Raw genomic sequence first — 25,812 nt, forward strand, 5'->3', positions numbered from 1 at the left:
CCGGGTTAAATCTCTTTTAGATGATGGGTATAGAGTACCACATCGGCGCTTTTCATGTGTTGTTCAATAATTTCGAACATAGGATTCGATATATTGCGCTATCACTGCGACAGGATTGTGAATAAAGTGTCAACAAGCAACGGGGCACTCCCCCTTCAAACACATAAAAGGAAACACCCATGAGCAAGGTATTAGTTCTTAAATCCAGTATTCTGGCAGGGTACTCTCAGTCTGGTCAGTTGTCTGATTATTTTGTTGAACAGTGGCGTGAAAAGCACTCTGCTGATGAAATCACTGTCCGTGACCTGGCTGCAAATCCTGTACCGGTACTGGATGGCGAACTGGTGGGTGCGATGCGCCCGAGCGATACACCGCTGACACCGCGTCAGCAAGAAGCGCTGGCGCTGTCCGATGAGCTGATTGCTGAGCTGAAAGCGCATGATGTGATTGTTATCGCCGCGCCGATGTACAACTTCAACATCCCAACGCAGCTGAAAAACTACTTTGACCTGATTGCCCGCGCCGGTGTGACTTTCCGTTATACCGAGAAAGGCCCGGAAGGTCTGGTGACTGGTAAACGCGCTGTGGTGCTGACCAGCCGTGGTGGTATTCATAAAGACACACCAACCGACCTGATCACGCCGTATCTGAACGTATTCCTGGGCTTTATCGGCATCACCGACGTGAATGTCGTCTTTGCTGAAGGTATTGCTTACGGCCCGGAAGTGGCGTCTAAAGCACAGTCCGACGCGAAAGCCGCTATCGACAGCGTGGTAGCTGCCTGATAATTCCCCCTCTCACCATCCGGTGGGAGGGTTTCTCCGACACTTACTTCTTTCCCTGCATCTGTATCTGTTTGCCGTGAATGCGATTAATATCACGCCAGATGGTTGCATAATCCCTGCATTTCGCCAGATTCTCTTCCCAGCAATGAAGCAAAAATTGTTCAGGCTCCGCGACATCCCGGCTTAACAGCTTGAATACCCAACGATTCCAGACGTACCACTTGAGAAGCCACATGATTTCACCCCACGACGCGACCGGTGTTGGACTATACCAGCATCCATTTTATGCCGTGTGGCAACTATTGCGATGTCGATGAATAATTCAGCGTCGTGTCCCTCTGGCTGTGTGAAAAAGCGATTTACTCTTTTTTCAACCACTTACCATTAATACCCTGCACATACTCTCCCGGTTTAGCGCGAGCAACCAGCTTTTGCCCGGCCATTTTTGCCACTTCATCTGGCGGAATATTATTGCTCTCAGCCAGTTGCTGATAGCTGGCGTTGCGCGCTTTATTAATCTCACTCACCAGCGCCTGCGTTTCGGCATCGGTTTGCAATGCAACCAGATAGCCATTGAGCGTTTCCCCTACTCGTCCCTGAGTTCTGGCTTCATTCAGGGTCAATGCCCACGCATTGCTACTGAGTAAACTCAGGACAACCAGCGCCACTGCAAACTGTTTTCTCATCATGACCTCAGAACAAATCGCTGCGCGATTTCAATAAACTTTCGACGTCTTTATCAACTTTGATATGGATCTCATGCTCGATTTTGACGTTCATATTAATGGTGATGGGCTCTTTTGGCGCAGCCACTTCGATTCTGGGAGTGCACCCTACCAGCAGAGATGAAGCCAGCAGACCCAGCATGGCAGCTATCGTTTTCATTGTTGTTCCTCACATTCCTTGCCTTCCGGGCAATGGGTTTCCGGCAGCGCTGCATTTTGTTCAAGCCATGCCTGTAAATTGTCGCCAAAACGCAAACTGCGCCATAGCGTAAAGACGTTTTCCTCGTGGGTATAATTCAAATTAACCGTACCTACTTTGCCATCTACCCGACTATTGCCAGTCACGGTTGACTGCATGGTTAAGACACCGAGGTTATCCAGATTTATTTTCGTCCACGAATGGCTTATTTCCATATAACGCAGCCAGTTAATGGCCGCCCCCGCCGCCATGTTATCTTTGACGACCGCATCCGCAGTGTCCTTATCAATACGCAATGTCATCGGCCCTGGATTAGTCAACCAGCCGTCTTTAATGATCCATTTTTCGTTATCCAGCCATAATGGCAACGCGCCACTGACCGGGCCAGACATGGCGAACTGTTTGGGGTTAACCGCACTGATAAGCTCGCTGGAAGAGATATTCTGCACCCGCAATAAGGCCGGGTCGTGCTGCGGCATTCGCAGTTGCTGCATGATAATTTTGCCCCCCAGCAGGTCGGCGCTGACATCGCTCAACAGTAACGGGTTGTTTTCACTCCAGGGGTACGCCCCCTGGAGGTCAGCGGCGATATTCTTCACCGTCACCTGATTGACCACTTCCGCAATACGCAGTGAAATAGGTCCACGCGTACCCAGCTGCCATGCACCTTCACTAAACCGGAAAGGCAATACAAAATCGACACCGTTGATTTGGTTGTCGGGCATCCAGGCGCTACCGCCTTTTAACACTCCATGACCGCCCGCTTCAAAGCCCTGCTCCGGGGCTGCCGAAAACGCGACCTGCGCATACAGCTCACCTTCTCGTAGCTTCATTTTCCAGTCAGGTGGGACCAGAGGCTGGAATACGGTGAGCGATTGTTTTGGCCACCAGGCCTGTCCGCGCAGGCGGATACCGTCCCAACGACCATTCAGCTGTACGGGCCCAATCGCCCCCGCGTGAAGCTGGCCTTTGAACTGGAAAATTGTCGGATCGCTACCTTCCACGCTGAACTTCAGCGTCGATGGTGGTAACACGCTTCCCCCGGTGAAGGTGGTGCTCCCTGCGTCCAGCGACAGTGCGCCGCTAAATGTTGGTTTGGTTGCATCACGCACCCAGACTATCGGTTCGTCCATCACCAGACGTGGGTTTTCCACCTTCATCGTGCCGTATTGCAGATGATCAAATCCGGTGGAAAGATCAAATAGCTTCAGGGTGTTGTCATGCCATTCCCCTTTACCCGCCACGTCCCAGCGCGCATGCATCGGCGTAAAGCTGCCTTCACCCCAATATCGCCATTGCCAACGCCCGGCATCAGGAAGAAAATCATTTGCCAGGCCATCCAGATGCAGTTCAAAGCCCCCCATCTGGTTTTCATGCGCACGTAAAATAGCCTGCAGACGGCCATCCACGCCGCGTTGCGTAACTTTAACCCCTGCCAGCGGCCAGCGAATCTCGTCAATATCCAGCGAATCAATCACCCGTCCACGTGAGCGCAGCAACGCCCCTGGCTCGAAAGCCAATTGCGGATCGTTCAGACTTCCGGTGAGTCTGGCGGGTAATTTCGCGTAGAAGATCAGATCGCCCTGTTTCGCTTCACCGGTCAACTGTAGCGGCATATCGCTACTATCCATACCAAGCTTACCTGGCCCCAGCGTTAATACGACGTTTCCTTTACCGGCATCGCCATGCGTCAGAATGTTCAGACGTCCACTCACCACCGCGTTTTCCAGTCCGGCCTGCCAGTTTTCAACCTTCATGCCCAGCCGGCCACTTAACGGGAATCCCTGATAAGGCCAGTTCCAGCGTCCGTCGCTGATGGTCAGTTGCTGTCGTGTTATTTCCCACGGAAGGTCAAGCAGCGGATCGGCATTATCCCGCGCCATCACGATCAGTTGTCCGCTGTTTTGTTGCCACTCCAGTTCGGCGTCCACAAGCGTAGGCTCTTGCGGCAAACTTAACGTCGCAACCGCATGACCGCTTACCGGTAGTCCATCGGGCACCAGTGGCATAGTAAATTCACCGACCAGTTTTACTGGCGGCTGGCCTTCAAATGCCGCAACATCCAGCTCCGTTACCGTGAGGTTTTGCCCGTGCAAACGCCCCTGAAATTTAACTTTTTCACCCTGGTAACGCAGCTGTTGAGTAGAGGGAGTGAGCGAGAGTGACAGTTTTCCCTGCCATTCCTGCCATGGAGAAAGGATAAGTTTGTCGATGTTAATCCAGGTATTGGGCAGCATTGACTGCCATTCAGCCAGCGTTTTAGGCGCTACCGGCGATGGCTCTGCCTGCGGCAATTTGGCCAGGCAAGCTGAATCCAACTCAATGGTCCCGACATTCAGCGCCCAGCGGCTGGGGTGAGACAGATCCGCCTGAGTGATGCGTGCTAGCGGGCAATCTTCAACCAGATAGCGGAGTTCAGGTATATGCAACCCATGCCGTGTCAGCCGCGGGCTCTCATCCAGCGCGATGCGTGTTCCAACGGGTAACCAGATACCCACCAACGTAGGCACCCACAGGCCAAGCGTCATCACTAGCGTCAGCGGCACGAGAATCAATAATAAGAGGAGTGCCAGAACGGCTTTATATTTACCCTTCATGGGTAGTTAATATCCTGATTTAGCAAAAATTTAAGCCGGTTTAGGCCTGTATTGTGGCATGTTTAACTGGATATGCCCACATTAAGGATAGATAACCGATTTACAGGCACGCTGTTACACGTGCCGTCGGGGATATTAAGATTCAGACTCAATGAGGCCTCAGTTGTCCATCGCTATGTTTAGGTCCGATACGACCTGCTTCTATCAGAATTTCCTCAATGAGTTCTTCGAGGCACTCCCTACCATGATGATCGCAGACCAGATGTACCTGCCGGGAAATCTCATCAGGTTTCATACCATCGCATAATGCCGCCTTGAGCATTAGGGTGGCCCATCGTTTTGCTTCAGAGTGAGTCAGCATAACCCCTCCCGATAATTGCTACCTGTATAAGCGTAGCTGTCCGGATGTGATTCGGCTGGCTTTTTACCTGCCGCGATATTCGGGTGTTGAGTTGGATAGAAAAATATCCAGTTGTTGAAATTGTGTAACCTGCCCACACTAACAACAGATACGCTGAAATTATTCATTACGCCTATGACTATCAATAACTTTTTAGATTTTGTAAAATAATTTGAATTGGATTAATGTGACGTCAAAATCACTGGAGAAAGTCTTATGAAACTCGCCATCTATAGTACAAAACAGTACGACAAGAAGTATCTGCAGCAGGTTAACGAGGCTTTTGGTTTTGAACTTGAATTCTTTGACTTTCTGTTGACGGAAAAAACAGCCAAAACCGCCCATGGCTGCGAAGCCGTGTGCATTTTCGTCAACGACGATGGCAGCCGCCCCGTTCTGGAAGAACTGAAAAAGCATGGCGTGAAATATATCGCGCTGCGCTGCGCCGGGTTCAATAACGTCGATCTCGACGCAGCAAAAGAGCTGGGTCTGCAGGTGGTTCGTGTTCCAGCTTATTCACCAGAGGCCGTCGCTGAGCATGCGATTGGCATGATGATGACGCTGAATCGCCGTATTCACCGCGCCTATCAGCGTACCCGTGATGCCAACTTCTCTCTTGAGGGGCTGACCGGTTTTACTATGTATGGCAAAACCGCTGGGGTGATCGGTACCGGTAAAATCGGTATCGCTGCACTGCGGATCCTGAAAGGTTTTGGTATGCGTCTGCTGGCGTTCGATCCTTACCCGAGCGCTGCTGCGCTGGAGTTAGGCGTTGAATATGTCGATCTTAAAACGCTGTTTGCCGAGTCCGATGTCATCTCTCTGCACTGCCCGTTAACACCGGAGAATTATCATCTGCTCAATCACGAAGCCTTTGAGCAAATGAAAAATGGCGTGATGGTCATTAACACCAGTCGTGGTGCATTGATCGACTCACAAGCCGCTATCGACGCGCTGAAAAACCAGAAAATTGGTTCTCTGGGTATGGACGTGTATGAGAACGAACGCGATCTGTTCTTTGAAGATAAATCTAATGACGTCATTCAGGATGATGTGTTCCGTCGTCTGTCAGCCTGCCATAACGTGCTGTTTACCGGTCATCAGGCATTCCTGACAGCTGAAGCGTTGACCAGTATTTCTGAGACTACGCTACAGAATCTGGCCCAAATATCCAAAGGCGAGACCTGTCCAAACGCCCTCTTCTAATCTCTGAGCTCCCCTGACGTCAGGGGGGCATTTTCAGACAATCACCGATGATAAAACATTCAGTATCATTATTATATTGAATGTATTCCCGTCACAAACGTAGAGAAATTTAATGAAGAAAGTTGTCACGTTGATTGCGCTCAGCATGCTGATGGCTGGCTGTGTGAGCAATGGAAAAGTTTCCGTCAATCGCGAACAGTTGCAGCATCACCGCTTCGTTTTGCAAAGCGTGAATGGTAAAGCCGTCACCACCGCCAACAACCCACCTGAGTTAAGTTTTGGCGAAAACATGACGGTATCAGGCAAGATGTGTAATCAATTCCACGGCCAGGGCAAGCTGTCCGACGGTGAGTTGAAGGTAAAAGATATGGCGATGACGCGTATGATGTGCGCCGATCCGCAGCTTAACGCGCTCGACGGGATCGTCAGCGAAATGTTTAAGCAAGGCGCACAGGTCGATCTAACTGCTGACCAGTTAACGCTGGCGACAGCAGAACAAACGCTGACGTATAAACTCGCGGATTTAATGTAGGAAACGCGGAGACTCAGTAGCTCCCACAACTTCCGGCGGCAAGCGACTGCTCACTACAGCGTTTGCCGTTGGGTAGCGCGCACATCCCGATGGCTGAACCATCCAGTTGACGAGCAACAGAGAGCGAACCGCCAATCATGGCGCAATTAGCTTCTCCAGAACTGGACATTGCTGCCTTCATGCCCGGTGCGACATGCGCGGCGGTTGCCTGCTGAACAGGTTCGCTGCTACAAGCCGATAATAATAACGCGGCACATCCTACCCAAAACGCTGCGCGCATCTTACTCCCCTCTGAATATTAATCAAACGACACAGCCATAAATAATAGGCAGCGGAAACACCGCCGTCGAGAGGCAAAATACGCATTTATGCGCACTGTTTACATTTTCTGGCAATTTTTTGCCTGCTCCTTTGATCAAACCATTCATTCTGTTTATTCCAGGGACACAAAAGCGAAAATCTGTCTTTAGCGCTTTTGCTAAAATAGAAGGATAACTACAGGATTCGCCGCTGTTACGCGAGTCCCTCTTTTTGCGCAATGTAAGGGTGTCAGTATGATCACAATTGACGGTAATGGTGCGGTTGCTTCAGTCGCATTTCGTACCAGCGAGGTTATCGCCATCTACCCGATTACGCCCAGTTCAACGATGGCTGAACAGGCGGATGCCTGGGCCGGGAACGGGCTTAAGAACGTGTGGGGGGATACCCCTCGCGTCGTAGAAATGCAGTCAGAAGGCGGCGCGATCGCAACCGTTCATGGCGCGTTGCAGACCGGTGCACTCTCTACGTCGTTTACCTCATCGCAGGGCCTGTTGCTGATGATTCCAACGCTGTACAAACTGGCCGGTCAGTTGACCCCGTTTGTACTGCACGTTGCGGCTCGTACAATTGCTACTCACGCATTATCAATCTTTGGCGATCATTCCGACGTGATGGCGGTGCGCCAGACAGGATGTGCGATGCTGTGTGCCAGCAGCGTTCAGGAGGCACAGGACTTTGCACTGATTTCGCAAATAGCTACCCTGAAAAGCCGGGTTCCGTTCATTCATTTTTTTGATGGTTTCCGTACATCCCATGAAATCAATAAAATTGTGCCACTGGCCGACGACACGATCCTCGGACTGATGCCGCAGGCGGAAATCGATGCTCATCGCGCTCGGGCGCTTAATCCTGAGCATCCAGTTATTCGCGGTACGTCTGCGAACCCGGACACCTATTTCCAGTCACGCGAGGCAACAAACCCGTGGTACAACGCGGTTTACGATCATGTAGAACAGGCGATGAACGATTTCGCCGCAGCGACAGGTCGCCAGTATCAGCCATTTGAATATTACGGCCATCCTCAGGCTGAGCGCGTCATTATCTTAATGGGTTCGGCAATTGGAACCTGTGAAGAAGTCGTTGAAGATCTGCTGGCGCGTGGCGAGAAAGTCGGCGTTCTGAAAGTACGTCTGTTCCGTCCATTCTCTGCCAGACATTTACTGCGCGCGCTGCCGGAAACCGTACGCAGCATCGCCGTCCTGGATCGCACCAAAGAGCCCGGCGCACAGGCAGAACCGTTGTATCTGGATGTGATGACCGCGCTGGCGGAAGCCTTTAACTGCGGCGAGCGAGAAACGCTACCGCGCGTGATTGGCGGACGTTATGGCCTTTCTTCCAAAGAGTTTGGTCCAGACTGCGTGATGGCGGTCTTTAATGAGCTGAGCAGCACGAAGCCGAAACCTCGCTTTACTGTCGGTATCTATGATGATGTCACCAACTTGTCGCTACCGTTACCAGAAAACACCCTGCCCGGTACGGCTAAGCTCGAAGCGCTGTTTTATGGGTTAGGCAGCGACGGTAGCGTGTCAGCCACCAAAAACAATATCAAAATTATTGGTAACTCGACGCCATGGTATGCGCAGGGTTATTTCGTCTACGACTCGAAAAAAGCAGGCGGTCTGACGGTTTCTCACCTGCGCGTCAGCGAGCAGCCTATTCGATCAGCGTATCTGGTATCGCAAGCCGATTTCGTTGGCTGTCACCAGCTGCAATTTATCGATAAGTATCAGATGGTCGAGCGCCTGAAACCAGGCGGTATCTTCCTGCTCAATACCCCGTACAGTGTGGATGAAGTCTGGGCGCGTTTGCCGCAGGAAGTTCAGGCGGTACTAAATCAGAAGAAAGCCCGTTTCTACGTGATTAATGCGGCCAAAATCGCCCGCGAATGCGGTCTGGCAGCGCGTATTAACACCGTGATGCAAATGGCATTCTTCCATTTGACGCAAATCTTACCCGGCGACAGCGCGTTGGCTGAATTGCAGGGGGCGATTGCGAAAAGTTACAGCAGTAAAGGACAGGACCTGGTTGAACGTAACTGGCAGGCTCTGGCCCTGGCGCGCGAATCCGTCGCCGAAGTAGCACTCCAGCCAGTTGATCCGCACAGCGCAAACCGCCCTCCGGTGGTTTCTGATGCCGCACCTGATTTCGTGAAAACAGTCACCGCGGCAATGCTCGCCGGTCTGGGTGATGCCCTTCCCGTATCCGCGCTGCCGCCAGACGGCACCTGGCCAATGGGCACCACGCGTTGGGAAAAGCGTAATATCGCCGAAGAGATCCCCATCTGGAAGGAAGAGCTGTGTACTCAGTGTAACCACTGCGTTGCCGCTTGCCCGCACTCGGCAATCCGCGCCAAAGTGGTTTCACCTGAAGCGATGGAAAACGCTCCTGCCAGCCTGCATTCTTTGGATGTGAAATCTCGCGATATGCGCGGTCAGAAGTATGTCCTGCAGGTTGCACCAGAGGATTGCACCGGGTGTAATCTATGCGTCGAAGTTTGCCCGGCGAAAGATCGCCAAAACCCGGAAATCAAGGCCATCAATATGATGTCGCGCCTTGAGCATGTTGAAGAGGAAAAAGTTAACTATGACTTCTTCCTCAATCTGCCGGAGATCGACCGCAGCAAGCTTGAACGCATTGATATCCGTACCTCGCAGTTAATCACTCCGCTGTTTGAATATTCCGGCGCCTGTTCTGGTTGTGGTGAAACGCCGTATATCAAACTGCTTACGCAGCTGTACGGTGACCGCATGCTGATCGCCAACGCGACTGGCTGTTCATCGATTTATGGTGGTAACCTCCCCTCAACACCGTATACGACCGATGCCAATGGTCGTGGACCTGCATGGGCAAACTCTCTGTTCGAAGATAACGCCGAGTTTGGTCTGGGCTTCCGTCTGACGGTGGATCAACACCGTGTGCGCGTCATGCGTTTGCTGGAGCAGTTTGCGGATAATATTCCGGCTGAACTGAATGATGCCCTGCATGCTGAAGCGACGCCAGAAGTACGCCGTGAACAAGTTGTAGCGTTGCGCCAGCATCTGAAAGATGTCGAAGGTGCACAGCAACTGTTAACCGATGCTGATGCGCTGGTTGAGAAATCCATCTGGCTGATTGGCGGCGACGGCTGGGCTTACGATATTGGTTTTGGCGGGTTGGATCACGTCCTGAGTCTGACCGAGAACGTCAATATTCTGGTGCTGGATACTCAGTGTTACTCCAACACGGGCGGACAAGCGTCGAAAGCCACGCCGCTCGGGGCGGTTACCAAGTTTGGTGAGCATGGCAAGCGCAAGGCTCGCAAAGATCTTGGCGTTAGCATGATGATGTACGGGCATGTTTATGTGGCACAGATTTCTCTGGGCGCCCAGTTGAACCAGACGGTGAAAGCTATCCAGGAAGCGGAAGCCTATCCGGGTCCGTCGCTGATTATCGCCTATAGTCCTTGCGAAGAACATGGTTATGACCTCGCACTAAGCCACGATCAGATGCGTCAGCTGACGGCGACCGGATTCTGGCCGCTATACCGCTTTGATCCACGTCGCGCTGACGAAGGTAAACTGCCGCTGGCACTGGACTCTCGCCCACCGTCAGACGCGCTGGCTGAAACATTGCTTAACGAGCAGCGCTTCCGCCGCCTGAATGCCCAACAGCCAGAAGTTGCAGAACAGCTGTGGAAAGACGCCGCAGCTGATCTACAAAAACGCTACGACTTCCTGGCCCAACTGGCAGGCAAAGCGGAAAAGAGCGGTACCGAATAATACGTTTTTCTCAGTATTAGCCCGGAACCAAAAAAAAAGCCCGAACAGTTGTTCGGGCTTGTCAATTTATTCGCTGGCTAATTAATAATTGCCATCAATATACCAACGAAAAATAAAACGTGACAATAAAGGCATATAACACGCGCAGAATAGCCCAACAAAATTCAATTGTATAATTTTTATTTTATATATATTTTCATTAACTCATTCATGTCAACTATCACTATTTCCGTAGAATTATTTGTTTAAGGTTTTACTTAAGGCGTAACAATTCATATTTATCTCTTTACGGAACTTCTCCTTTAGCATGCTTTTACTCCCTATATGGGTAGTCACAGGTTAATAAAAAAACTAAAGGATTATTTCAATGAACAGAAAAGTACTGGCTCTCGTAATTCCTGCCCTGCTGGCTGCAGGCGCTGCTCACGCTGCTGAAGTTTATAATAAAGACGGCAACAAATTAGATCTCTATGGAAAAGTAGACGGCCTGCATTATTTCTCTGATGATTCTTCTAAAGATGGCGATCAGACTTATATGCGTATGGGCTTCAAAGGTGAAACCCAGGTTAACGACATGATCACCGGTTATGGCCAGTGGGAATACAACGTACAAGCTAACAATACTGAATCTTCAGATAATCAGTCTTGGACCCGTCTTGCGTTTGCTGGACTGAAGTTTGGTGATTATGGTTCATTCGACTATGGTCGTAACTACGGCGTATTGTACGACGTAGAAGGCTGGACAGATATGCTGCCAGAATTCGGTGGCGACTCTTACACTCAGGCTGATAACTTCATGACTGGTCGTGCTAATGGCGTTGCTACTTACCGTAACACCGATTTCTTCGGTCTGGTTAACGGTCTGAACTTTGCCCTGCAGTATCAAGGTAACAATGAAGGTACTTCTAATGGTCAGGAAGGCACCAATAATGGTCGCGATGTTCGTCATGAAAACGGCGATGGCTACGGCATTTCCACCACCTATGACTTTGGTATGGGCTTCAGCGCTGGCGCGGCATACGCATCATCTGACCGTACGAATGACCAGGTCAGTGCTGGTAATGTGCCTGGTCAGTATGCGGGCGGTGACAAAGCTGACGCATGGACGGCTGGTCTGAAATACGATGCAAATAACATCTATCTGGCAACCATGTATTCTGAAACCCGTAACATGACTCCATTTGGAAGCACGGATAGTGTTAACGGCGGTGGCATTGCAAATAAAACTCAGAACTTTGAAGTTACTGCGCAGTACCAGTTCGACTTCGGTCTACGTCCGGAAGTGTCTTTCCTGATGTCTAAAGGTAAAGATCTGAACAATGTCGATGGCGACAAAGATCTGGTTAAATATGCTTCCGTAGGCGCTACCTACTACTTCAACAAAAACATGTCCACCTATGTTGATTACAAAATCAACCTGCTGGACGAAGACGACAGCTTCTACACTCGCAATGACATCTCTACTGATGACGTTGTAGCACTGGGTATGGTTTACCAGTTCTAATCCGTCAGCCCGCTGGCAACGGCGGGCTCTCTTTACGTTCTAATAATTCTGTTTTATCCAGATCAAAACATTATATCTGTTGCGTTAAAACACTTCTCTGATAGATGATATCTTGCATTAAGACCTGTAGTAGAGGATACCTGCAATGAATCATCATCCTGTAAAATCATCCCGTATTGCATCCGTCGGCTATGACGAATCCTCTTGCACGCTAGAAATTCGCTTTCACCAGTTGGCTACGCTGCAATATCAGCAGGTCCCTGCCCGTATCTTTCGTGATTTCCTGATCGTGGTCTCTAAAGGCCGATTTTACGATGGGGTAATAAAAGGCAAATTTCCTGAAATCAAAATAAAGTGATGCCAAAATGTGATCGTTGTCATTGTACATAAAGTGCCATTACGCGGTAAGCTTTACTTGGATACTTAAACAGGAGGTTTTATGAACAGAACGATTCTTGTACCCATCGATATTTCAGACTCAGAATTAACTCAACGCGTTATTGCCCATGTTGAAGCAGAAGCAAAGATTGACGATGCGCAGGTTCATTTTTTGACCGTCATTCCGTCCTTGCCTTATTACGCTTCCCTGGGACTGGCCTACTCGGCAGAGTTACCGGCCATGGACGATCTGAAAGCCGAAGCGAAATCTCAACTGGAAGAGATTATCAAGAAGTTCAATATCCCAACGGACCGAGTGCACGTTCATGTCGCAGAAGGTGCGCCGAAAGACAAGATTCTTGAGATCGCCAAAAAATTACCGGCCGATATGGTCATTATTGCCTCACACCGACCTGACATCACCACCTACCTGCTGGGCTCTAACGCCGCAGCCGTGGTGCGTCATGCGGAGTGTTCGGTACTGGTAGTCCGCTAAGCTGTCTGGCCCGCACATCGTTGCGGGCTTTTTGTTTCTACCTCTTTTACCCTTGATTCCTGTCCTAAATGTGCTGACATTTTTCCCGCTTATCCGTACCATACACGCCACAGTTTTTATATCAGACTTCTTTTGCCGGACGATCCGGCGTGATGCATACTCTTCTGATGCCACACTATGAATTGAGCCTCTATTAAATGTCGCAAAATCAAGATATTAGTAAGAAAGAACAATACAACCTGAACAAACTGCAAAAACGTCTGCGTCGTAACGTCGGCGAAGCCATTGCCGACTTCAATATGATCGAAGACGGCGATCGCATTATGGTGTGCCTTTCCGGCGGGAAAGACAGCTATACCATGCTGGAGATCCTGCGTAATTTGCAGCAAAGCGCCCCGATCAGTTTTTCCTTAGTTGCGGTTAACCTCGATCAGAAACAACCCGGCTTCCCGGAGCACATTCTGCCGGAGTATCTGGAACAGCTGGGCGTTGAGTACAAGATTGTCGAAGAAAACACTTACGGGATCGTCAAAGATAAAATCCCTGAAGGCAAAACGACCTGCTCACTCTGTTCTCGCCTGCGTCGCGGCATTCTGTACCGTACGGCAACCGAATTAGGAGCCACCAAGATTGCGCTCGGCCACCATCGCGACGACATCCTGCAAACGCTGTTTTTAAACATGTTCTACGGCGGGAAAATGAAAGGCATGCCACCGAAGCTGATGAGTGATGACGGTAAGCATATCGTGATCCGCCCACTGGCTTACTGCCGTGAGAAAGATATCGAGCGTTTCTCCGAGGCGAAAGGTTTCCCAATTATTCCGTGCAACCTGTGCGGCTCACAGCCTAACCTACAGCGCCAGGTCATTGCTGACATGCTGCGTGACTGGGACAAACGCTATCCAGGCCGCATTGAAACCATGTTCAGCGCAATGCAGAACGTTGTACCTTCACATCTGAGCGATATCAATCTGTTCGATTTTAAAGGCATTAAGCACGGTTCAGAGGTTGTGGACGGCGGTGATTTAGCGTTCGATCGTGAAGAGATCCCGCTGCAACCTGCGGGCTGGCAGCCAGAAGAAGATGATGCTCAACTGGATGAATTACGCCTGAACGTGGTGGAAGTGAAGTAAGCGTCTGTCAGGCCTACAACGTGCATAAGCGTCTGTAGGCCTGATAAGCGGAGCGTCATCAGGCGCCCCAACGGGCAGTTATTTCAATAACCGAACCCGGCAAGTCTTGCCTTTAATCTTACCGTTTTGCAATTGTTTCCACGCCTTGTGCGCTACAGTCTGGCGAACGGCGACATAAACGTGTGCCGGGTGAACGGCAATTTTGCCGATATCGGCGCCATCCAGGCCAATGTCGCCGGTCAGAGCCCCCAGAACATCGCCAGGACGCATTTTCGCTTTTTTACCGCCATCAATGCATAACGTCGCCATCTCTGCTTCCAGCGGCAGGACTGAGCCATTAGCTGGTGCAGTTAGCCAGTTCAGCTTCAGTTGCAGCATTTCAGAAAGAATGTTGGCACGCTGCGCTTCTTCCGGCGCACAGAAGCTAATCGCCAGACCGCTGTTGCCGGCACGCGCGGTACGTCCGATACGATGGACATGTACTTCCGGATCCCACGCCAGTTCGAAGTTAACTACCAGCTCAAGTGATTTGATATCCAGGCCACGTGCGGCCACATCGGTTGCGACCAGCACGCGCGCGCTACCGTTGGCAAAACGAACCAGCGTCTGATCGCGATCGCGCTGTTCCAGGTCGCCATGTAATGACAGTGCGCTTTGCCCTGCCGCATTCAGTGCATCGCAAACGGCCTGACAATCTTTTTTGGTGTTACAAAAAACCACGCACGATGCGGGTTGATGCTGGCTGAGTAGCTTTTGCAGCAGCGGAATTTTTCCGTGGCTGGAGGTTTCGAAAAACTGCTGTTCAATCGCCGGTAACGCATCGACCGTATCAATTTCAATCGTTAATGGATTTTGCTGTACCCGGCCACTGATAGCGGCAATGGCTTCCGGCCAGGTTGCGGAAAACAGCAAAGTCTGACGTGACGCAGGCGCAAAGCGAATGACATCATCAATCGCATCGCTAAAGCCCATATCCAGCATGCGGTCGGCTTCATCCATAACCAGCGTATTCAGGGCATCCAGAGAAACGGTGCCTTTTTGCAGGTGGTCAAGTAAACGACCCGGTGTGGCAACAATAATATGTGGTGCATGTTGCAGGGAGTCACGCTGTGCGCCAAAAGGTTGCCCACCGCACAGCGTTAAGATCTTGGTGTTTGGCAGGAAGCGCGCTAAACGACGCAGTTCACCCGCCACCTGGTCGGCAAGCTCGCGCGTTGGGCACAGCACCAGAGACTGCGTCTGAAACAGCGCGGCATCAATATGCTGTAATAGCCCAAGACCAAAAGCAGCCGTTTTGCCACTGCCGGTTTTAGCCTGCACGCGAACATCTTTACCCGCCAGGATTGCCGGTAACGCAGCAGCCTGAACAGGCGTCATTTCAAGATAGCCCAGCTCGTTAAGATTCTCGAGTTGAGCAGCAGGTAAAACATTCAGGGTTGAAAAAGCGGTCACAATTTAATCTCGCGGTAAAAACTCACATTCAGCAGGCGCGTATCCTCGCAGATCTGTGCCCGTGATGCGACAATTTAATCGGTTCTTCATCCGGCGGCGGATCCGGCATCGGCTGCGGACGAGGTATGGGATCGGGAATGGGAACCGGATCGGTCGGTAGCGAATCAGTGTGCGACGTTGCAATCAGACAGGTCATATACCCCTCCAGTCATTCAGGTTGACTCTTTTAGGGTAGACGCTGATTTCCTGCAGGCAAAAAAAAGCCGACTAATCTAAGTCGGCGTCGTACGAATCAATTGTGCTATGCAGTAATTCAAAAAAGGAAGTAAGACAATATGGAGCGCAACGCCCATCGCTTGACGTTGCATTCACCTGCGAGAGAGATATTGCCCCGAATAGGTAGATGGTTTATTGACTTCGCTCAAAAATCAGGACGTTTTCATGCGCAAAAGCCACTAAAAAACGTTGTTTTTACAACCATTTACTACGATGCAACCATAAAGTAACACCACCAATCAGGACCACTAACAGAATACAAAAGAGTGAGAAACCAAACTGCCAACCACCGCCGGGGATACCGCCGAGGTTGACGCCGAAAAGCCCAGTTAAAAATGTGCTGGGAAGAAAAACCATTGCCATCAATGACATTGTATACGTTCGGCGAGCAAGAGACTCCTGCATCACTTGCGCAATTTCATCCGCCATAATACCGGTCCGGGCAATACAGGCGTCTATTTCATCCAGCCCTCTCCCCAGCCTGTCAGCGATATCCTGCATCCGTCTCCGATGGTCGTCGGTCATCCAGGGTAAACGTTCACTCGCCAGACGCGCATAAACATCTCTCTGAGGAGCCATATAACGTCGCATTACAATCAACTGTTTGCGCAGCAATGCCAGGAAGCCGCGTGGGGGAATTTGTTGATCGAGCAAGTTATCTTCCAGATCGATAATTTTGTCGTGCAGTTGTTCGATAAATTCGCTGGCATGGTCGGTGAGCGCATCACAAACATCCACCAGCCAACTGCCACAATCAGCCGGTCCTGTCCCTTCCTGGAGATCGCTGACCACATCATCCAGTGCCAGCACTTTGCGCTGGCGGGTTGAGACAATCAGACGTTCATCCATATATAAGCGCATCGCCACAAGTTGGTCAGGACGCTCGTCGGTGCTGCCGTTAATGCAGCGCAGTGTAATCAGCGTACCTTCCCCGACTCTACTGACGCGTGGGCGTGTACTTTCGCCTGCCAGCGCATCACGCACATTGTTGGGAAGAAGAGGTGTTGTCGCCAACCATTGGGCACTTTCAGGATGAGTGTAATTAAGGTGTAGCCAGCAGGGATGCTGACTATCAATTACATCATTATCGCTCAGCGGTTTTACTCCACCTCGACCATCCAGCAGCCAGGCAAACACGGCATCCGGCACATTAACATCCGTTCCCTTAATGGCTTCCACAGCGCCTCCACAAACATTCAGCCTTTTTCGTTAGTCTAGCTGTCAGAATATGTTAAGCAATATCTCATTGTCCCATTGTGCTGAAATGATTCATAAAAATATCTGATAATACAAAAAGCGCCGACGAATGCGACGCTTGCTTCGAAATACCCGGTTAAGCCCGCTGCCATCTCGCTGACTCAAGAGCGTTACTTAAGCGAAATTTATGTGTTCGCGACTGGAGATCAATCACCTAGTTTTTCAGGATACCCGAGGAATCAGAAAGCTCATCAACCATAATGGCATTACTTTGGGTTACATTCTCCAGTTCGGCCAGTGCATGAGAAATTCTGATAATTCCTTTCTCCTGCTCCTGTGTAGTGGTTAATATCTCGCCCATCAGTTGGTTTAATTGACCGGCACCACCGACAATATCATGCATATTTTTTTCTGCTTCACGCACAATAGCTGCACCTTGCTGAACATTTTGATGGGTTTGCGCAATCAGCTGCTTAATATTCTTAGCAGCATCCGCGCTACGGTGTGCAAGCATTCTGACCTCACCGGCCACCACGGAAAAACCTTTGCCATGTTCACCGGCCCTCGCCGCTTCCACGGCAACATTCAATGCCAGAATATTTGTCTGGAATGCGATACCATCAATTAGCGTAATAATTTCCGTCATCTGCTGTGCACATTCGGTGATTGAACGCATATTTGTCGCAACCTGCACCATTAATTCGCCACCCTGAATGGCGCATTGCGTGGCAACTGTTGCCTGGACGCTGGCGATTTGCGTGTTGTCAGCATTATTTCGCGTATTAACGGCTATTTCATCCATATTAGCAGCCGTCTGCATCAATGCTCCAGATTGTTGTTCCGTTTTCACTGAAAGCTCGGCGCTGCGTTCCGCAAGCTGTTCAGAGAGCGCCATCGCCGTTTGTGAGGATGTTCTGATCTCATTAACGAGTGTTGAAATATTACTCGATAAACTATTGATGCCCGGTATTAGTCTACCCGCACAATTATTACCAAACTCTGGAATACTGATCGCCAGATTCCCAGACGTCACTTCCTCAATGCTCCTTTTTACCGTATTGATCGGCATGACCAGGTATTTCGTCATATACCACCATAAGCAAAATACAGAAATAAGGCTTACCACATTTGTACCAATTATAATTTCCGGCGTGGCCGAGAAAATTATCTCAACAATATTTAGAGCGACTGCCGAAATAAGCAGAAATAAAATAATAAAGGTTCTGACGCTAATATCATTTAACATTTTAGTCCTGTGCACTAAGAAATTATGTAGATATTATTTTTATAGCACCTGCAATGCAGAATGCCATTGCTCTGCGACGAAAGCTGAAATTTCAATGAGAGCCTGCAATCCTTTTACTTAAGGCAAGAAATCACACCTTGTATTCCTGTTAGTTCAGTGTTTTATTCCATCAAATGGCTGTGATGGCGCCAGTCATCAGGTTATTGTGATGACAAGCACATGGAGAGCATAAAACACACAGAACTATAAATTTGGTGAATGTTTATATAAGTAATGGCTCGTTATTTTCACTATCTTCCTGTTTCCTCTAATACCAGTGTAAAAACATAAGAACATTCCCGGTTTTATCATGTTAACTGGACAAAACCTGCTAGATTTATTACCACGGCTTTTTTTCGATAGGTAGTATGATGTTGAACGTGTCGTGGGACCCTGTATTGATTGGGATTTCCTTTGTTGTCGCGTTTATTGCCTCTTTTATTGCTCTCGATAGTGCGGGCAAAGTGGCAATCTCCAATCGACGTGAATCAACCTTCTGGCGCCTGTCTGGCGGGGCTACGCTAGGGATGGGTATTTGGTCAATGCATTTTATCGGTATGCTGGCCATGAAAATGAGTATGCCGATCAATTACCATTTTTCGCTCACGGCATTTTCTTTCTTTATTGCGCTCATTTCTGCAACTCTCGCCATTAATATCGCCATTTCCGGTAATACGCTTTCAACAAAACGATTAGTCGTAGCCACAGGAATATTAAGCGCAGGTGTCGTCACCATGCACTACGTTGGCATGTATGCCATCATTGAGCATGTTGCCATCCTATGGAGTCATTCGCTGATACTGCTCTCAGTGATGATTGCCATCGTTGCATCTGGTGTGGGTTTATGGCTGGCGTTTCATTTGCGCCAAAATACCCGTCGAGCCCTGTTCAATCGGCTTGTCGCCGCCCTTATTATGGCGCTGGCGATTGCCTCTATGCATTACACCGGGATGGGAGCGGCAACATTCACCCATTTTGGACACACTGTACACAATGGGCTCAGCACACTGGAACTCTCTGTCTGGGTCTGCGCCGTCACGCTGGTTATTTTGGGTATCATGCTGGTGGTGTCGATGGTGGATTCGCAACTGCGTACCTCCCGGCTGGCAGACAACTTACATCAACTTAACTGCCAGCTTGAGCATCAGGTCCACTTCGACGCACTGACCGGACTTGCCAATCGCACACATATAGATGCCTGCTTGCAGGCCTGTCTACAACATTCCAAACTGCATCAGCATCAATTTGCTCTGGTATTCATCGACCTCGATCGCTTCAAAGTCGTTAACGATACCTGGGGACATCACATCGGCGATCAGTTGCTGATCGCCAGTACGCAGCGAATCTACAGCTGCCTTGATGACACCATGACGCTGGCGAGGCTGGGGGGAGATGAGTTTATTCTTCTGGTTCCTGACTGTAATAAAGAGACTATCACCGCTCTGCTGACCCGGATTGCGGCTGCGATTGGCGATCCTTTCACGCTGTTTGGGTACACCATTCGGGTTTCGTTAAGTGCGGGAAGCAGTATTTATCCTGAACATGGTTCCACATTGCATGAGTTAAAAGTAAAGGCTGATATGGCGATGTATCATGTCAAACAGGCTGGCAGAAACGGTTGGGCTATTTATAGCCCGGAAATGGAAGCTATCGCCGATACACCGCCGACATTTTTACAGGAACTGTCACAAGCACTGGAACACGATCAATTTGAGCTTTGGTACCAACCCAAATACACCGCCGGAGATCATTCCCTGACCGGTTTTGAAGCGTTATTACGCTGGCATCACCCGGAACGCGGCATGCTGTTACCCGCAGAGTTTCTGCCTGCGCTGGAAGAAACAGGTCTTATCATTCCGGTCGGGAAATGGGTTATCCAGCAGGCATGCCAGCAGTTACATCAATGGAAGTTACAGGGCCATGCGGAATGGACCCTCGCCGTTAATCTTTCCCCTTCCCAGTTTGAACAACATGATATCGTTGATGTGGTTTGCAGCGCCCTTGCACAATATCAACTATCACCTGCATATCTCACGCTGGAACTGACTGAAAGTACAGCGCTTAAAAATTTAAAACGTAGCGCTGAAGTCTTGAATGCATTTTCAGCTTTAGGGCTCACCGTTTCTATTGATGATTTCGGTACCGGTTATTCAAATATATTGATGTTAAAGTCTCTTCCGACACGGGAATTAAAAATTGACAGAGTATTTGTTAAAGATATCAACGAGAACAGCAAAAATACAAAGATTGTGTCTACTATTATTGACATAGCCCACTCCATGAATATGCAAGTGGTGGCTGAAGGAATAGAGACCCAGGAGCAGGAAATACTCCTGACCCAGATGGGATGTGGCGTGCTGCAAGGTTTCTTGTTTGCAAAACCGTTGCCTGCGCATCAGATCCATGAATTGATTCCAACGGAAAGCAACATTAAGCAGCAGCGAATCGTACAGTCTTTATCTCCTCAACAATCGATAACATTATGAGACTGTAATATAAAAAACAGATGCCATTAAACGGGCAACACAGCAGATAAAGATAACGGGATTATCGATGAGCACAACCGAGCTGCATTCACTGGATTTATTAACCCTGCCGGTGTGGATTGTTTCGCCGCATACCGAAGAACTGGTGTTCGCAAATACCGTTGCGCGGGAACTGATGCAGGCCCCCTGCTTTTCTCTACTCCGCAAGGGTATATTTTCAACTCATGCCCAGAATGATTTAACCATGTATCTCAGCGATTTGAGAAATCATCACGACATTGTGGAAATCCTTACGGTTTGCCGCGAAGGTGAGGCCGTCGCAATGGCATGTCGCCTGTCCATCCGCTCTCTGCCGGAATCAGGTGACGTCATTCTTTTCGAAGGCATTGAAACACCGACTTCGCAAGGTCTGAAAGCGAGCCGTTCAGCGAATTATCAGCGAAAAAAACAGGGATTTTACGCGCGTTTTTTCCAGACCAACTCGGCACCAATGTTGCTTATCGATCCGTCCCGTGATGGGCTGATCGTCGATGCAAATCTCAGCGCGCTAAATTTTTATGGCTATAGCCATGATACGATGTGCCAGAAACATACATGGGAAATCAATACGCTGGGCCGTCATATACTCCCGGTGATGCATGAAATCGCCCATCTTCCCGGTGGCCATAAGCCTTTGCATTTTGTACATAAACTGGCAGACGGCACCTCCCGTCACGTACAAACCTACGCCGGTCCAATCGAAATCTACGGTAATAAGCTCATGTTGTGCATTATTCATGATATTACCGAGCAAAAGCGGCTGGAACAGGAGCTTGAGCGTGCGGCCCTGCGTGACGCCTTAACGGGATTGCTTAACCGCCGACATTTTTATCAGGTAACCGGGCCGGAACAGACCCACGCGATGTCACTGACACAGGATTACAGCCTGCTGTTGATCGACACCGATCGCTTTAAAAGCATTAACGATCTTTTTGGTCATTTAAAAGGTGATGAGGTACTTTGCGCTCTGGCACGCACACTGGAATCCTGTGCGAGAAAGGACGATCTGATTTTTCGCTGGGGAGGTGAAGAATTTGTGCTGCTGCTGCCGCGAACCTCGTTGGACACTGCCCTCAATCTCGCAGAAGTGATACGGGCGACGGTGGCCAAAGTGACTCTCCCTGGCCTTCCCCGCTTTACCGTCAGCATTGGCGTAGCTCGGCACGAAACAAATGAAAGCATCGATGAGTTATTCAAACGCGTTGACGACGCGTTGTACAAAGCCAAGAACGAAGGCAGGAACAGAGTGCTGGCCGCCTGATGTTTACGTCGTTCAGCGACTACGTTTAGCGTGACGCTCCCAGTTGTCTTGTTTTGCCTGTGCGGTTTTACGCAATGCCACATAACATGCCCCGCTGCCGCCGTGATGCGGCAGTGCGGCGCAGTATGCTTGCACATCGTCAAATTCCGTCAACCAGCGCGCCACGTAGCTGCGAACAATATTGGCATGGGAGTTATCGTCACGTCCCTTGCCGTGTATCACCAACACGTTACGCAACCCTTCCTGCTGCGCCTGCAGAATAAAGCTAAAGAGCATCTGGCGACATGTTTCAACAGGTTGGCGAATAAGATTGAGACTCGCCTGCTGCGGGTATTTTCCGTTTCGCAGCTTGTCGGTCACGCCGTTCTGTAAACCTTCGCGACGAAACTCGAGCGGCACATTCAACGGAACAATATCGAGAAATCCCGTCGAGAGAAAATTATCCAGTTGAAGCGTATCGACACGCGCCGGAGTGCGAAGATTGCGCATGGGCTGCCAGTGCACATCGGCATGGTTTTTCAGCGGTTGAACATCCCCCATTGCGTCAAGAAACAGCGATGCATCATCAAGGTTCATGTTTCATCCTCCAGCATATTGCGACGAGCATTATCATAACCGCGCACTATTATACCGACAACTATACCGGTAACGGTTTACGGTTATTTCCAATAATTAGCCGGATCCACCGCGCTGAACCGATCTACTCACGGCAAGTTGATATCCGTTTTTAGGGGTATAGCTGCGACGGTCACAGGCGTGATAATGTGTAGCCTCGCTTGAATGCTGTAATGAGAGAAACGGATGCTTAACTTACTGGAAGACACCATAGACACGCCGCTGGGCCCGCTGTGGGTTATTTGTGATGAGCAATTTCGCCTGCGCGCAGTGGAATGGGATCAGCACAGCGATCGCATGGAACAATTGCTTGATATTCATTACCGTACAGAAGGTTATCAGCGCATTACCGCCAACAATCCAGGTGGATTAAGCGACAAACTCTCTGAGTATTTTGCCGGAAACCTCAGCATCATTGACTCGCTGGAAACGGCAACCGCTGGGACACCTTTCCAGCGTGAAGTTTGGCAAGCATTACGCACTATCCCCTGCGGGCAGGTCATGCATTATGGTCAGTTGGCCGAACAGTTGGGACGCCCCGGCGCTGCAAGAGCCGTCGGCGCAGCTAATGGCTCCAATCCAGTAAGCATTGTGGTTCCCTGTCATCGCGTCATTGGACGTAACGGCACCATGACCGGATATGCCGGCGGCGTACAACGAAAAGAGTGGTTATTGCGCCACGAAGGTTATTTGCTACTCTAGATTCCAGGCAATTAATGCCTTATTCATCACACTTCCGCATAATGCGACCCCAAATTAAGTGTGGTTAATCAAGCAGATACAAACATTCGCTCCAGTTATGCCTGAATTATTCTCTATTGGGAGTAGCTCAGGCTTACGTGCTCACCAAAAAGATGTTAAAATTGACAAATATCAATTACGGCTTGAGCAGACCTATGATCCCGGAAAAGCGAATTATACGGCGCATTCAGTCTGGCGGTTGTGCTATCCATTGCCAGGATTGCAGCATCAGCCAGCTTTGCATCCCGTTCACACTTAACGAGCATGAGCTTGACCAGCTCGATAACATCATCGAGCGCAAAAAGCCTATCCAAAAAGGGCAGACGCTCTTTAAAGCAGGTGATGAGCTTAAATCACTCTACGCTATCCGCTCCGGAACGATAAAAAGCTATACCATTACCGAACAAGGCGATGAGCAAATTACCGGTTTCCATCTGGCGGGTGACCTGGTAGGTTTTGACGCCATTGGCAGCGGCCATCACCCGAGCTTTGCTCAGGCGTTGGAAACCTCAATGGTATGCGAAATTCCTTTCGAAACCCTTGATGACCTGTCCGGTAAGATGCCGAACCTGCGTCAGCAGATGATGCGTCTGATGAGTGGCGAAATCAAAGGCGATCAGGATATGATCCTGTTGCTGTCGAAGAAAAACGCTGAAGAGCGCCTGGCGGCCTTTATCTACAATCTGTCTCGTCGCTTCGCCCAGCGTGGGTTCTCGCCTCGTGAATTCCGCCTGACCATGACCCGTGGCGACATCGGTAACTACCTCGGTCTGACGGTTGAAACCATCAGCCGCCTGCTGGGTCGTTTCCAGAAAAGCGGCATGCTGGCGGTGAAAGGCAAATATATCACTATTGAGAACAGCGACGCGCTGGCAGTTCTTGCCGGCCACACGCGTAACGTTGCGTAATCTTTCCGCAAGCCTCTCAGTTATCCTTCTGTCAAATCGCTAAATTTTCCCGATTTATTGATCTGGCAGGAGGTTATTCCCTGTTTCAATCTTCATTATTGGGTTACTCTTTTAGTTACAAACTGCGATGACAGTTGTAAGGAGACCCTGTATGGCTATGTATAAAAATATGCTGGTCGTCATCGACCCTAACCAGGACGATCAACCAGCATTACGGCGAGCTGTTTATTTGCATCAACGGATTGGTGGCAAAATTAAAGCCTTTTTGCCGATCTATGACTTTTCCTATGAGATGACTACCCTGCTGTCGCCTGATGAGCGTACGGCAATGCGTCAGGGGGTCATCAGCCAGCGAACTGCATGGATACGTGAACAAGCGAAATACTACATCGAAGCAGGGATCCCTTTGGAGATTAAAGTGGTCTGGCATAACCGACCCTTTGAAGCCATCATCCAGGAAGTCATCAGTGCCAGGCATGATCTGGTCCTCAAGATGGCGCACCAACACGACCGCCTCGAAGCCGTAATATTTACGCCAACCGACTGGCATTTATTGCGTAAATGTCCAAGTCCGGTATGGATGGTGAAAGACCAGCCATGGCCTGAAGGGGGTAAAGCACTGGTTGCCGTAAACCTCGCCAGTGAAGAGGCTTATCACAACGCGCTCAATGAAAAACTGGTCAAGGAGACGCTACAGCTTGCAGAACAGGTTAACCATACCGAAGTACATCTGGTAGGCGCCTACCCTGTCACACCAATCAACATCGCGATTGAACTGCCTGAATTTGATCCCAGCGTTTATAACGACGCAATTCGTGGACAGCACCTGCTGGCCATGAAGGCGCTACGCCAGAAATTCAGTATTGATGAGAAAGTGACGCACGTTGAAAAAGGCTTACCTGAAGAGGTCATTCCTGATTTAGCCGAGCACTTGCAGGCGGGTATTGTGGTATTGGGGACCGTCGGACGTACCGGTATTTCTGCTGCGTTTCTTGGTAATACCGCGGAACAGGTTATCGATCATCTACGCTGTGACCTGCTGGTCATCAAGCCGGATGAATATCAGACACCAGTTGAACTGGACGACGACGAAGACGATTAACCACACAATGAAATGCCGGATGGCGATATCATCCGGCATTTTAAACGCCTAGTGTTGCTCCTCACCGCCGAGGAAATAGATACCAAGCGGGATAGCCAACAGAATCGTAAACACCATGCTGTAGACACAAATCATTGCCGATTGAATGGCGTACATTGAAGCGGTCCAGTCGGATAGCGGAATGTCATACTGTTCAATAACGCCACCGATCGTCGCTCGCGTCACGACCGACGCTGCGATAATAAACACTCCAAGCAGGCACAACAGAAACTTCCGTCCCTTCGCTGTTTTCAGCTTAGCCATGATCATAGTACTGTCCTTTTGCAGATGAAAACCTTGTTACTTTGCGCTAACAATACCATGACATCAACTGACTGTCTGCTACATAAACCGCATACAGGGTTGACGTCAGCGTT

23 protein-coding genes and 1 pseudogene are annotated in these 25,812 nt (G+C 49.8%); 13 read left to right on the forward strand and 11 right to left on the reverse strand.

Annotation, left to right across the window (positions count from 1 at the left end):
- Positions 1 to 179 precede the first annotated feature (179 nt).
- Complete coding sequence (gene azoR, locus OGX92_RS16110) at positions 180 to 785, forward strand: FMN-dependent NADH-azoreductase (RefSeq protein ID WP_003020341.1); 606 nt, start codon at positions 180 to 182, stop codon at positions 783 to 785.
- Between the two features lie 43 nt (positions 786 to 828).
- On the opposite strand, the gene OGX92_RS16115 is transcribed toward azoR, so the two are convergent.
- The 4 genes from OGX92_RS16115 to OGX92_RS16130 all read right to left on the reverse strand — a co-directional run bounded on the left by OGX92_RS16115 (position 829) and on the right by OGX92_RS16130 (position 4,306).
- Entirely contained in the window at positions 829 to 1,020 is a 192-nt protein-coding gene (locus OGX92_RS16115; RefSeq protein ID WP_008784880.1) for a hypothetical protein, read from the reverse strand.
- Positions 1,021 to 1,144: 124 nt separating this feature from the next.
- Complete coding sequence (locus tag OGX92_RS16120) at positions 1,145 to 1,471, reverse strand: YdbL family probable chaperone protein (RefSeq protein WP_003833190.1); 327 nt, start codon at positions 1,469 to 1,471, stop codon at positions 1,145 to 1,147.
- A 7-nt stretch (positions 1,472 to 1,478) separates the two neighbouring features.
- Positions 1,479 to 1,670 (reverse strand): YnbE family lipoprotein, encoded by a 192-nt coding sequence (locus tag OGX92_RS16125; protein WP_003020350.1) that lies wholly within the window; start codon positions 1,668 to 1,670, stop codon positions 1,479 to 1,481.
- Positions 1,667 to 4,306 (reverse strand): YdbH family protein, encoded by a 2,640-nt coding sequence (locus OGX92_RS16130; protein WP_286586814.1) that lies wholly within the window; start codon positions 4,304 to 4,306, stop codon positions 1,667 to 1,669. Before OGX92_RS16130 ends, OGX92_RS16125 begins: the two co-directional genes overlap by 4 nt.
- 616 nt (positions 4,307 to 4,922) lie before the next feature.
- Here OGX92_RS16130 and OGX92_RS16135 point away from each other — a divergent pair.
- Together OGX92_RS16135 and hslJ are read left to right on the forward strand one after the other, a co-directional pair.
- A complete protein-coding gene (locus OGX92_RS16135) occupies positions 4,923 to 5,912 on the forward strand; it encodes a 2-hydroxyacid dehydrogenase (RefSeq protein WP_003833196.1) in 990 nt (329 codons plus the stop codon).
- A gap of 112 nt (positions 5,913 to 6,024) precedes the next feature.
- On the forward strand, positions 6,025 to 6,444 hold the full coding sequence (gene hslJ, locus OGX92_RS16140) for a heat shock protein HslJ (RefSeq protein WP_003833197.1): 420 nt from the start codon (positions 6,025 to 6,027) through the stop codon (positions 6,442 to 6,444).
- Between the two features lie 13 nt (positions 6,445 to 6,457).
- Here hslJ and OGX92_RS16145 read toward each other — a convergent pair whose 3' ends face one another.
- Positions 6,458 to 6,724 (reverse strand): putative hemolysin, encoded by a 267-nt coding sequence (locus OGX92_RS16145; protein WP_003833199.1) that lies wholly within the window; start codon positions 6,722 to 6,724, stop codon positions 6,458 to 6,460.
- A 274-nt stretch (positions 6,725 to 6,998) separates the two neighbouring features.
- On the opposite strand from OGX92_RS16145, the gene nifJ reads away from it, so the two are divergent.
- From nifJ to ttcA, 5 genes are all read left to right on the forward strand, one after another.
- Positions 6,999 to 10,523, forward strand: a complete 3,525-nt coding sequence (gene nifJ / locus OGX92_RS16150) for a pyruvate:ferredoxin (flavodoxin) oxidoreductase (protein WP_286586817.1) — start codon at positions 6,999 to 7,001, stop codon at positions 10,521 to 10,523.
- A gap of 367 nt (positions 10,524 to 10,890) precedes the next feature.
- Entirely contained in the window at positions 10,891 to 12,027 is a 1,137-nt protein-coding gene (gene ompC / locus OGX92_RS16155; protein WP_286586819.1) for a porin OmpC, read from the forward strand.
- Between the two features lie 145 nt (positions 12,028 to 12,172).
- Entirely contained in the window at positions 12,173 to 12,385 is a 213-nt protein-coding gene (locus OGX92_RS16160; protein WP_003833205.1) for a KTSC domain-containing protein, read from the forward strand.
- Positions 12,386 to 12,466: 81 nt separating this feature from the next.
- Positions 12,467 to 12,901: a universal stress protein UspF gene (gene uspF / locus OGX92_RS16165; RefSeq protein WP_003833207.1), complete on the forward strand. Its 435-nt coding sequence runs from the start codon at positions 12,467 to 12,469 to the stop codon at positions 12,899 to 12,901.
- 197 nt (positions 12,902 to 13,098) lie between these two features.
- Complete coding sequence (gene ttcA / locus OGX92_RS16170) at positions 13,099 to 14,034, forward strand: tRNA 2-thiocytidine(32) synthetase TtcA (protein WP_003833209.1); 936 nt, start codon at positions 13,099 to 13,101, stop codon at positions 14,032 to 14,034.
- 78 nt (positions 14,035 to 14,112) lie between these two features.
- Here ttcA and dbpA read toward each other — a convergent pair whose 3' ends face one another.
- From dbpA to OGX92_RS16190, 4 genes and pseudogenes are all read right to left on the reverse strand, one after another.
- Positions 14,113 to 15,486 (reverse strand): ATP-dependent RNA helicase DbpA, encoded by a 1,374-nt coding sequence (gene dbpA, locus OGX92_RS16175; protein ID WP_063940801.1) that lies wholly within the window; start codon positions 15,484 to 15,486, stop codon positions 14,113 to 14,115.
- 28 nt (positions 15,487 to 15,514) lie between these two features.
- A complete protein-coding gene (gene ynaL, locus OGX92_RS16180; RefSeq protein WP_003833213.1) occupies positions 15,515 to 15,682 on the reverse strand; it encodes a proline-rich small protein YnaL in 168 nt (55 codons plus the stop codon).
- A gap of 275 nt (positions 15,683 to 15,957) precedes the next feature.
- Positions 15,958 to 16,941, reverse strand: a complete 984-nt coding sequence (zntB, locus tag OGX92_RS16185) for a zinc transporter ZntB (RefSeq protein WP_003833215.1) — start codon at positions 16,939 to 16,941, stop codon at positions 15,958 to 15,960.
- 235 nt (positions 16,942 to 17,176) lie between these two features.
- A pseudogene (locus OGX92_RS16190) lies at positions 17,177 to 18,205 on the reverse strand (methyl-accepting chemotaxis protein); the annotation flags it as partial.
- Between the two features lie 410 nt (positions 18,206 to 18,615).
- On the opposite strand from OGX92_RS16190, the gene OGX92_RS16195 reads away from it, so the two are divergent.
- Entirely contained in the window at positions 18,616 to 20,730 is a 2,115-nt protein-coding gene (locus OGX92_RS16195; protein WP_286586882.1) for a putative bifunctional diguanylate cyclase/phosphodiesterase, read from the forward strand.
- 67 nt (positions 20,731 to 20,797) lie between these two features.
- Positions 20,798 to 22,030: a GGDEF domain-containing protein gene (locus OGX92_RS16200; protein ID WP_286586821.1), complete on the forward strand. Its 1,233-nt coding sequence runs from the start codon at positions 20,798 to 20,800 to the stop codon at positions 22,028 to 22,030.
- 12 nt (positions 22,031 to 22,042) lie between these two features.
- Here OGX92_RS16200 and smrA read toward each other — a convergent pair whose 3' ends face one another.
- Positions 22,043 to 22,606 carry a DNA endonuclease SmrA gene (smrA, locus tag OGX92_RS16205; RefSeq protein ID WP_003833225.1) on the reverse strand — a complete coding sequence of 188 codons (564 nt, stop codon included), beginning with the start codon at positions 22,604 to 22,606 and terminating at the stop codon, positions 22,043 to 22,045.
- A gap of 225 nt (positions 22,607 to 22,831) precedes the next feature.
- Here smrA and ogt point away from each other — a divergent pair, with 225 nt between their 5' ends.
- From ogt to uspE, 3 genes are all read left to right on the forward strand, one after another.
- Positions 22,832 to 23,347, forward strand: coding sequence for a methylated-DNA--[protein]-cysteine S-methyltransferase (ogt, locus tag OGX92_RS16210; RefSeq protein ID WP_003833227.1), 516 nt, complete (start codon positions 22,832 to 22,834; stop codon positions 23,345 to 23,347).
- Positions 23,348 to 23,541: 194 nt separating this feature from the next.
- A complete protein-coding gene (gene fnr / locus OGX92_RS16215) occupies positions 23,542 to 24,294 on the forward strand; it encodes a fumarate/nitrate reduction transcriptional regulator Fnr (RefSeq protein WP_003020397.1) in 753 nt (250 codons plus the stop codon).
- Positions 24,295 to 24,445: 151 nt separating this feature from the next.
- A complete protein-coding gene (gene uspE, locus OGX92_RS16220) occupies positions 24,446 to 25,396 on the forward strand; it encodes a universal stress protein UspE (RefSeq protein ID WP_164562747.1) in 951 nt (316 codons plus the stop codon).
- Between the two features lie 48 nt (positions 25,397 to 25,444).
- Here the strand turns inward: uspE and OGX92_RS16225 are convergent, their stop codons facing one another.
- On the reverse strand, positions 25,445 to 25,705 hold the full coding sequence (locus OGX92_RS16225) for a DUF2534 family protein (RefSeq protein ID WP_003020403.1): 261 nt from the start codon (positions 25,703 to 25,705) through the stop codon (positions 25,445 to 25,447).
- Positions 25,706 to 25,812 lie beyond the last annotated feature (107 nt).

The sequence above is a fragment of the Citrobacter sp. Cpo089 genome (genome assembly GCF_030332695.1).
GTDB classification, from domain to species: Bacteria; Pseudomonadota; Gammaproteobacteria; order Enterobacterales; family Enterobacteriaceae; genus Citrobacter; species Citrobacter portucalensis.

Excerpts from the sequence above, each read along its gene's own strand:
- hslJ (WP_003833197.1), top strand. The coding sequence starts at position 6,025 with ATGAAGAAAGTTGTCACGTTGATTGCGCTCAGCATGCTGATGGCTGGC.
- OGX92_RS16225 (WP_003020403.1), bottom strand. The coding sequence starts at position 25,705 with ATGATCATGGCTAAGCTGAAAACAGCGAAGGGACGGAAGTTTCTGTTG.
- uspF (WP_003833207.1), top strand. The coding sequence starts at position 12,467 with ATGAACAGAACGATTCTTGTACCCATCGATATTTCAGACTCAGAATTA.
- ynaL (WP_003833213.1), bottom strand. The coding sequence starts at position 15,682 with ATGACCTGTCTGATTGCAACGTCGCACACTGATTCGCTACCGACCGAT.
- OGX92_RS16125 (WP_003020350.1), bottom strand. The coding sequence starts at position 1,670 with ATGAAAACGATAGCTGCCATGCTGGGTCTGCTGGCTTCATCTCTGCTG.
- OGX92_RS16115 (WP_008784880.1), bottom strand. The coding sequence starts at position 1,020 with ATGTGGCTTCTCAAGTGGTACGTCTGGAATCGTTGGGTATTCAAGCTG.
- OGX92_RS16160 (WP_003833205.1), top strand. The coding sequence starts at position 12,173 with ATGAATCATCATCCTGTAAAATCATCCCGTATTGCATCCGTCGGCTAT.
- smrA (WP_003833225.1), bottom strand. The coding sequence starts at position 22,606 with ATGAACCTTGATGATGCATCGCTGTTTCTTGACGCAATGGGGGATGTT.
- OGX92_RS16135 (WP_003833196.1), top strand. The coding sequence starts at position 4,923 with ATGAAACTCGCCATCTATAGTACAAAACAGTACGACAAGAAGTATCTG.
- OGX92_RS16130 (WP_286586814.1), bottom strand. The coding sequence starts at position 4,306 with ATGAAGGGTAAATATAAAGCCGTTCTGGCACTCCTCTTATTATTGATT.
- fnr (WP_003020397.1), top strand. The coding sequence starts at position 23,542 with ATGATCCCGGAAAAGCGAATTATACGGCGCATTCAGTCTGGCGGTTGT.
- ompC (WP_286586819.1), top strand. The coding sequence starts at position 10,891 with ATGAACAGAAAAGTACTGGCTCTCGTAATTCCTGCCCTGCTGGCTGCA.
- azoR (WP_003020341.1), top strand. The coding sequence starts at position 180 with ATGAGCAAGGTATTAGTTCTTAAATCCAGTATTCTGGCAGGGTACTCT.
- ttcA (WP_003833209.1), top strand. The coding sequence starts at position 13,099 with ATGTCGCAAAATCAAGATATTAGTAAGAAAGAACAATACAACCTGAAC.
- ogt (WP_003833227.1), top strand. The coding sequence starts at position 22,832 with ATGCTTAACTTACTGGAAGACACCATAGACACGCCGCTGGGCCCGCTG.
- nifJ (WP_286586817.1), top strand. The coding sequence starts at position 6,999 with ATGATCACAATTGACGGTAATGGTGCGGTTGCTTCAGTCGCATTTCGT.
- uspE (WP_164562747.1), top strand. The coding sequence starts at position 24,446 with ATGGCTATGTATAAAAATATGCTGGTCGTCATCGACCCTAACCAGGAC.
- OGX92_RS16145 (WP_003833199.1), bottom strand. The coding sequence starts at position 6,724 with ATGCGCGCAGCGTTTTGGGTAGGATGTGCCGCGTTATTATTATCGGCT.
- OGX92_RS16195 (WP_286586882.1), top strand. The coding sequence starts at position 18,616 with ATGTTGAACGTGTCGTGGGACCCTGTATTGATTGGGATTTCCTTTGTT.
- OGX92_RS16200 (WP_286586821.1), top strand. The coding sequence starts at position 20,798 with ATGAGCACAACCGAGCTGCATTCACTGGATTTATTAACCCTGCCGGTG.
- OGX92_RS16120 (WP_003833190.1), bottom strand. The coding sequence starts at position 1,471 with ATGAGAAAACAGTTTGCAGTGGCGCTGGTTGTCCTGAGTTTACTCAGT.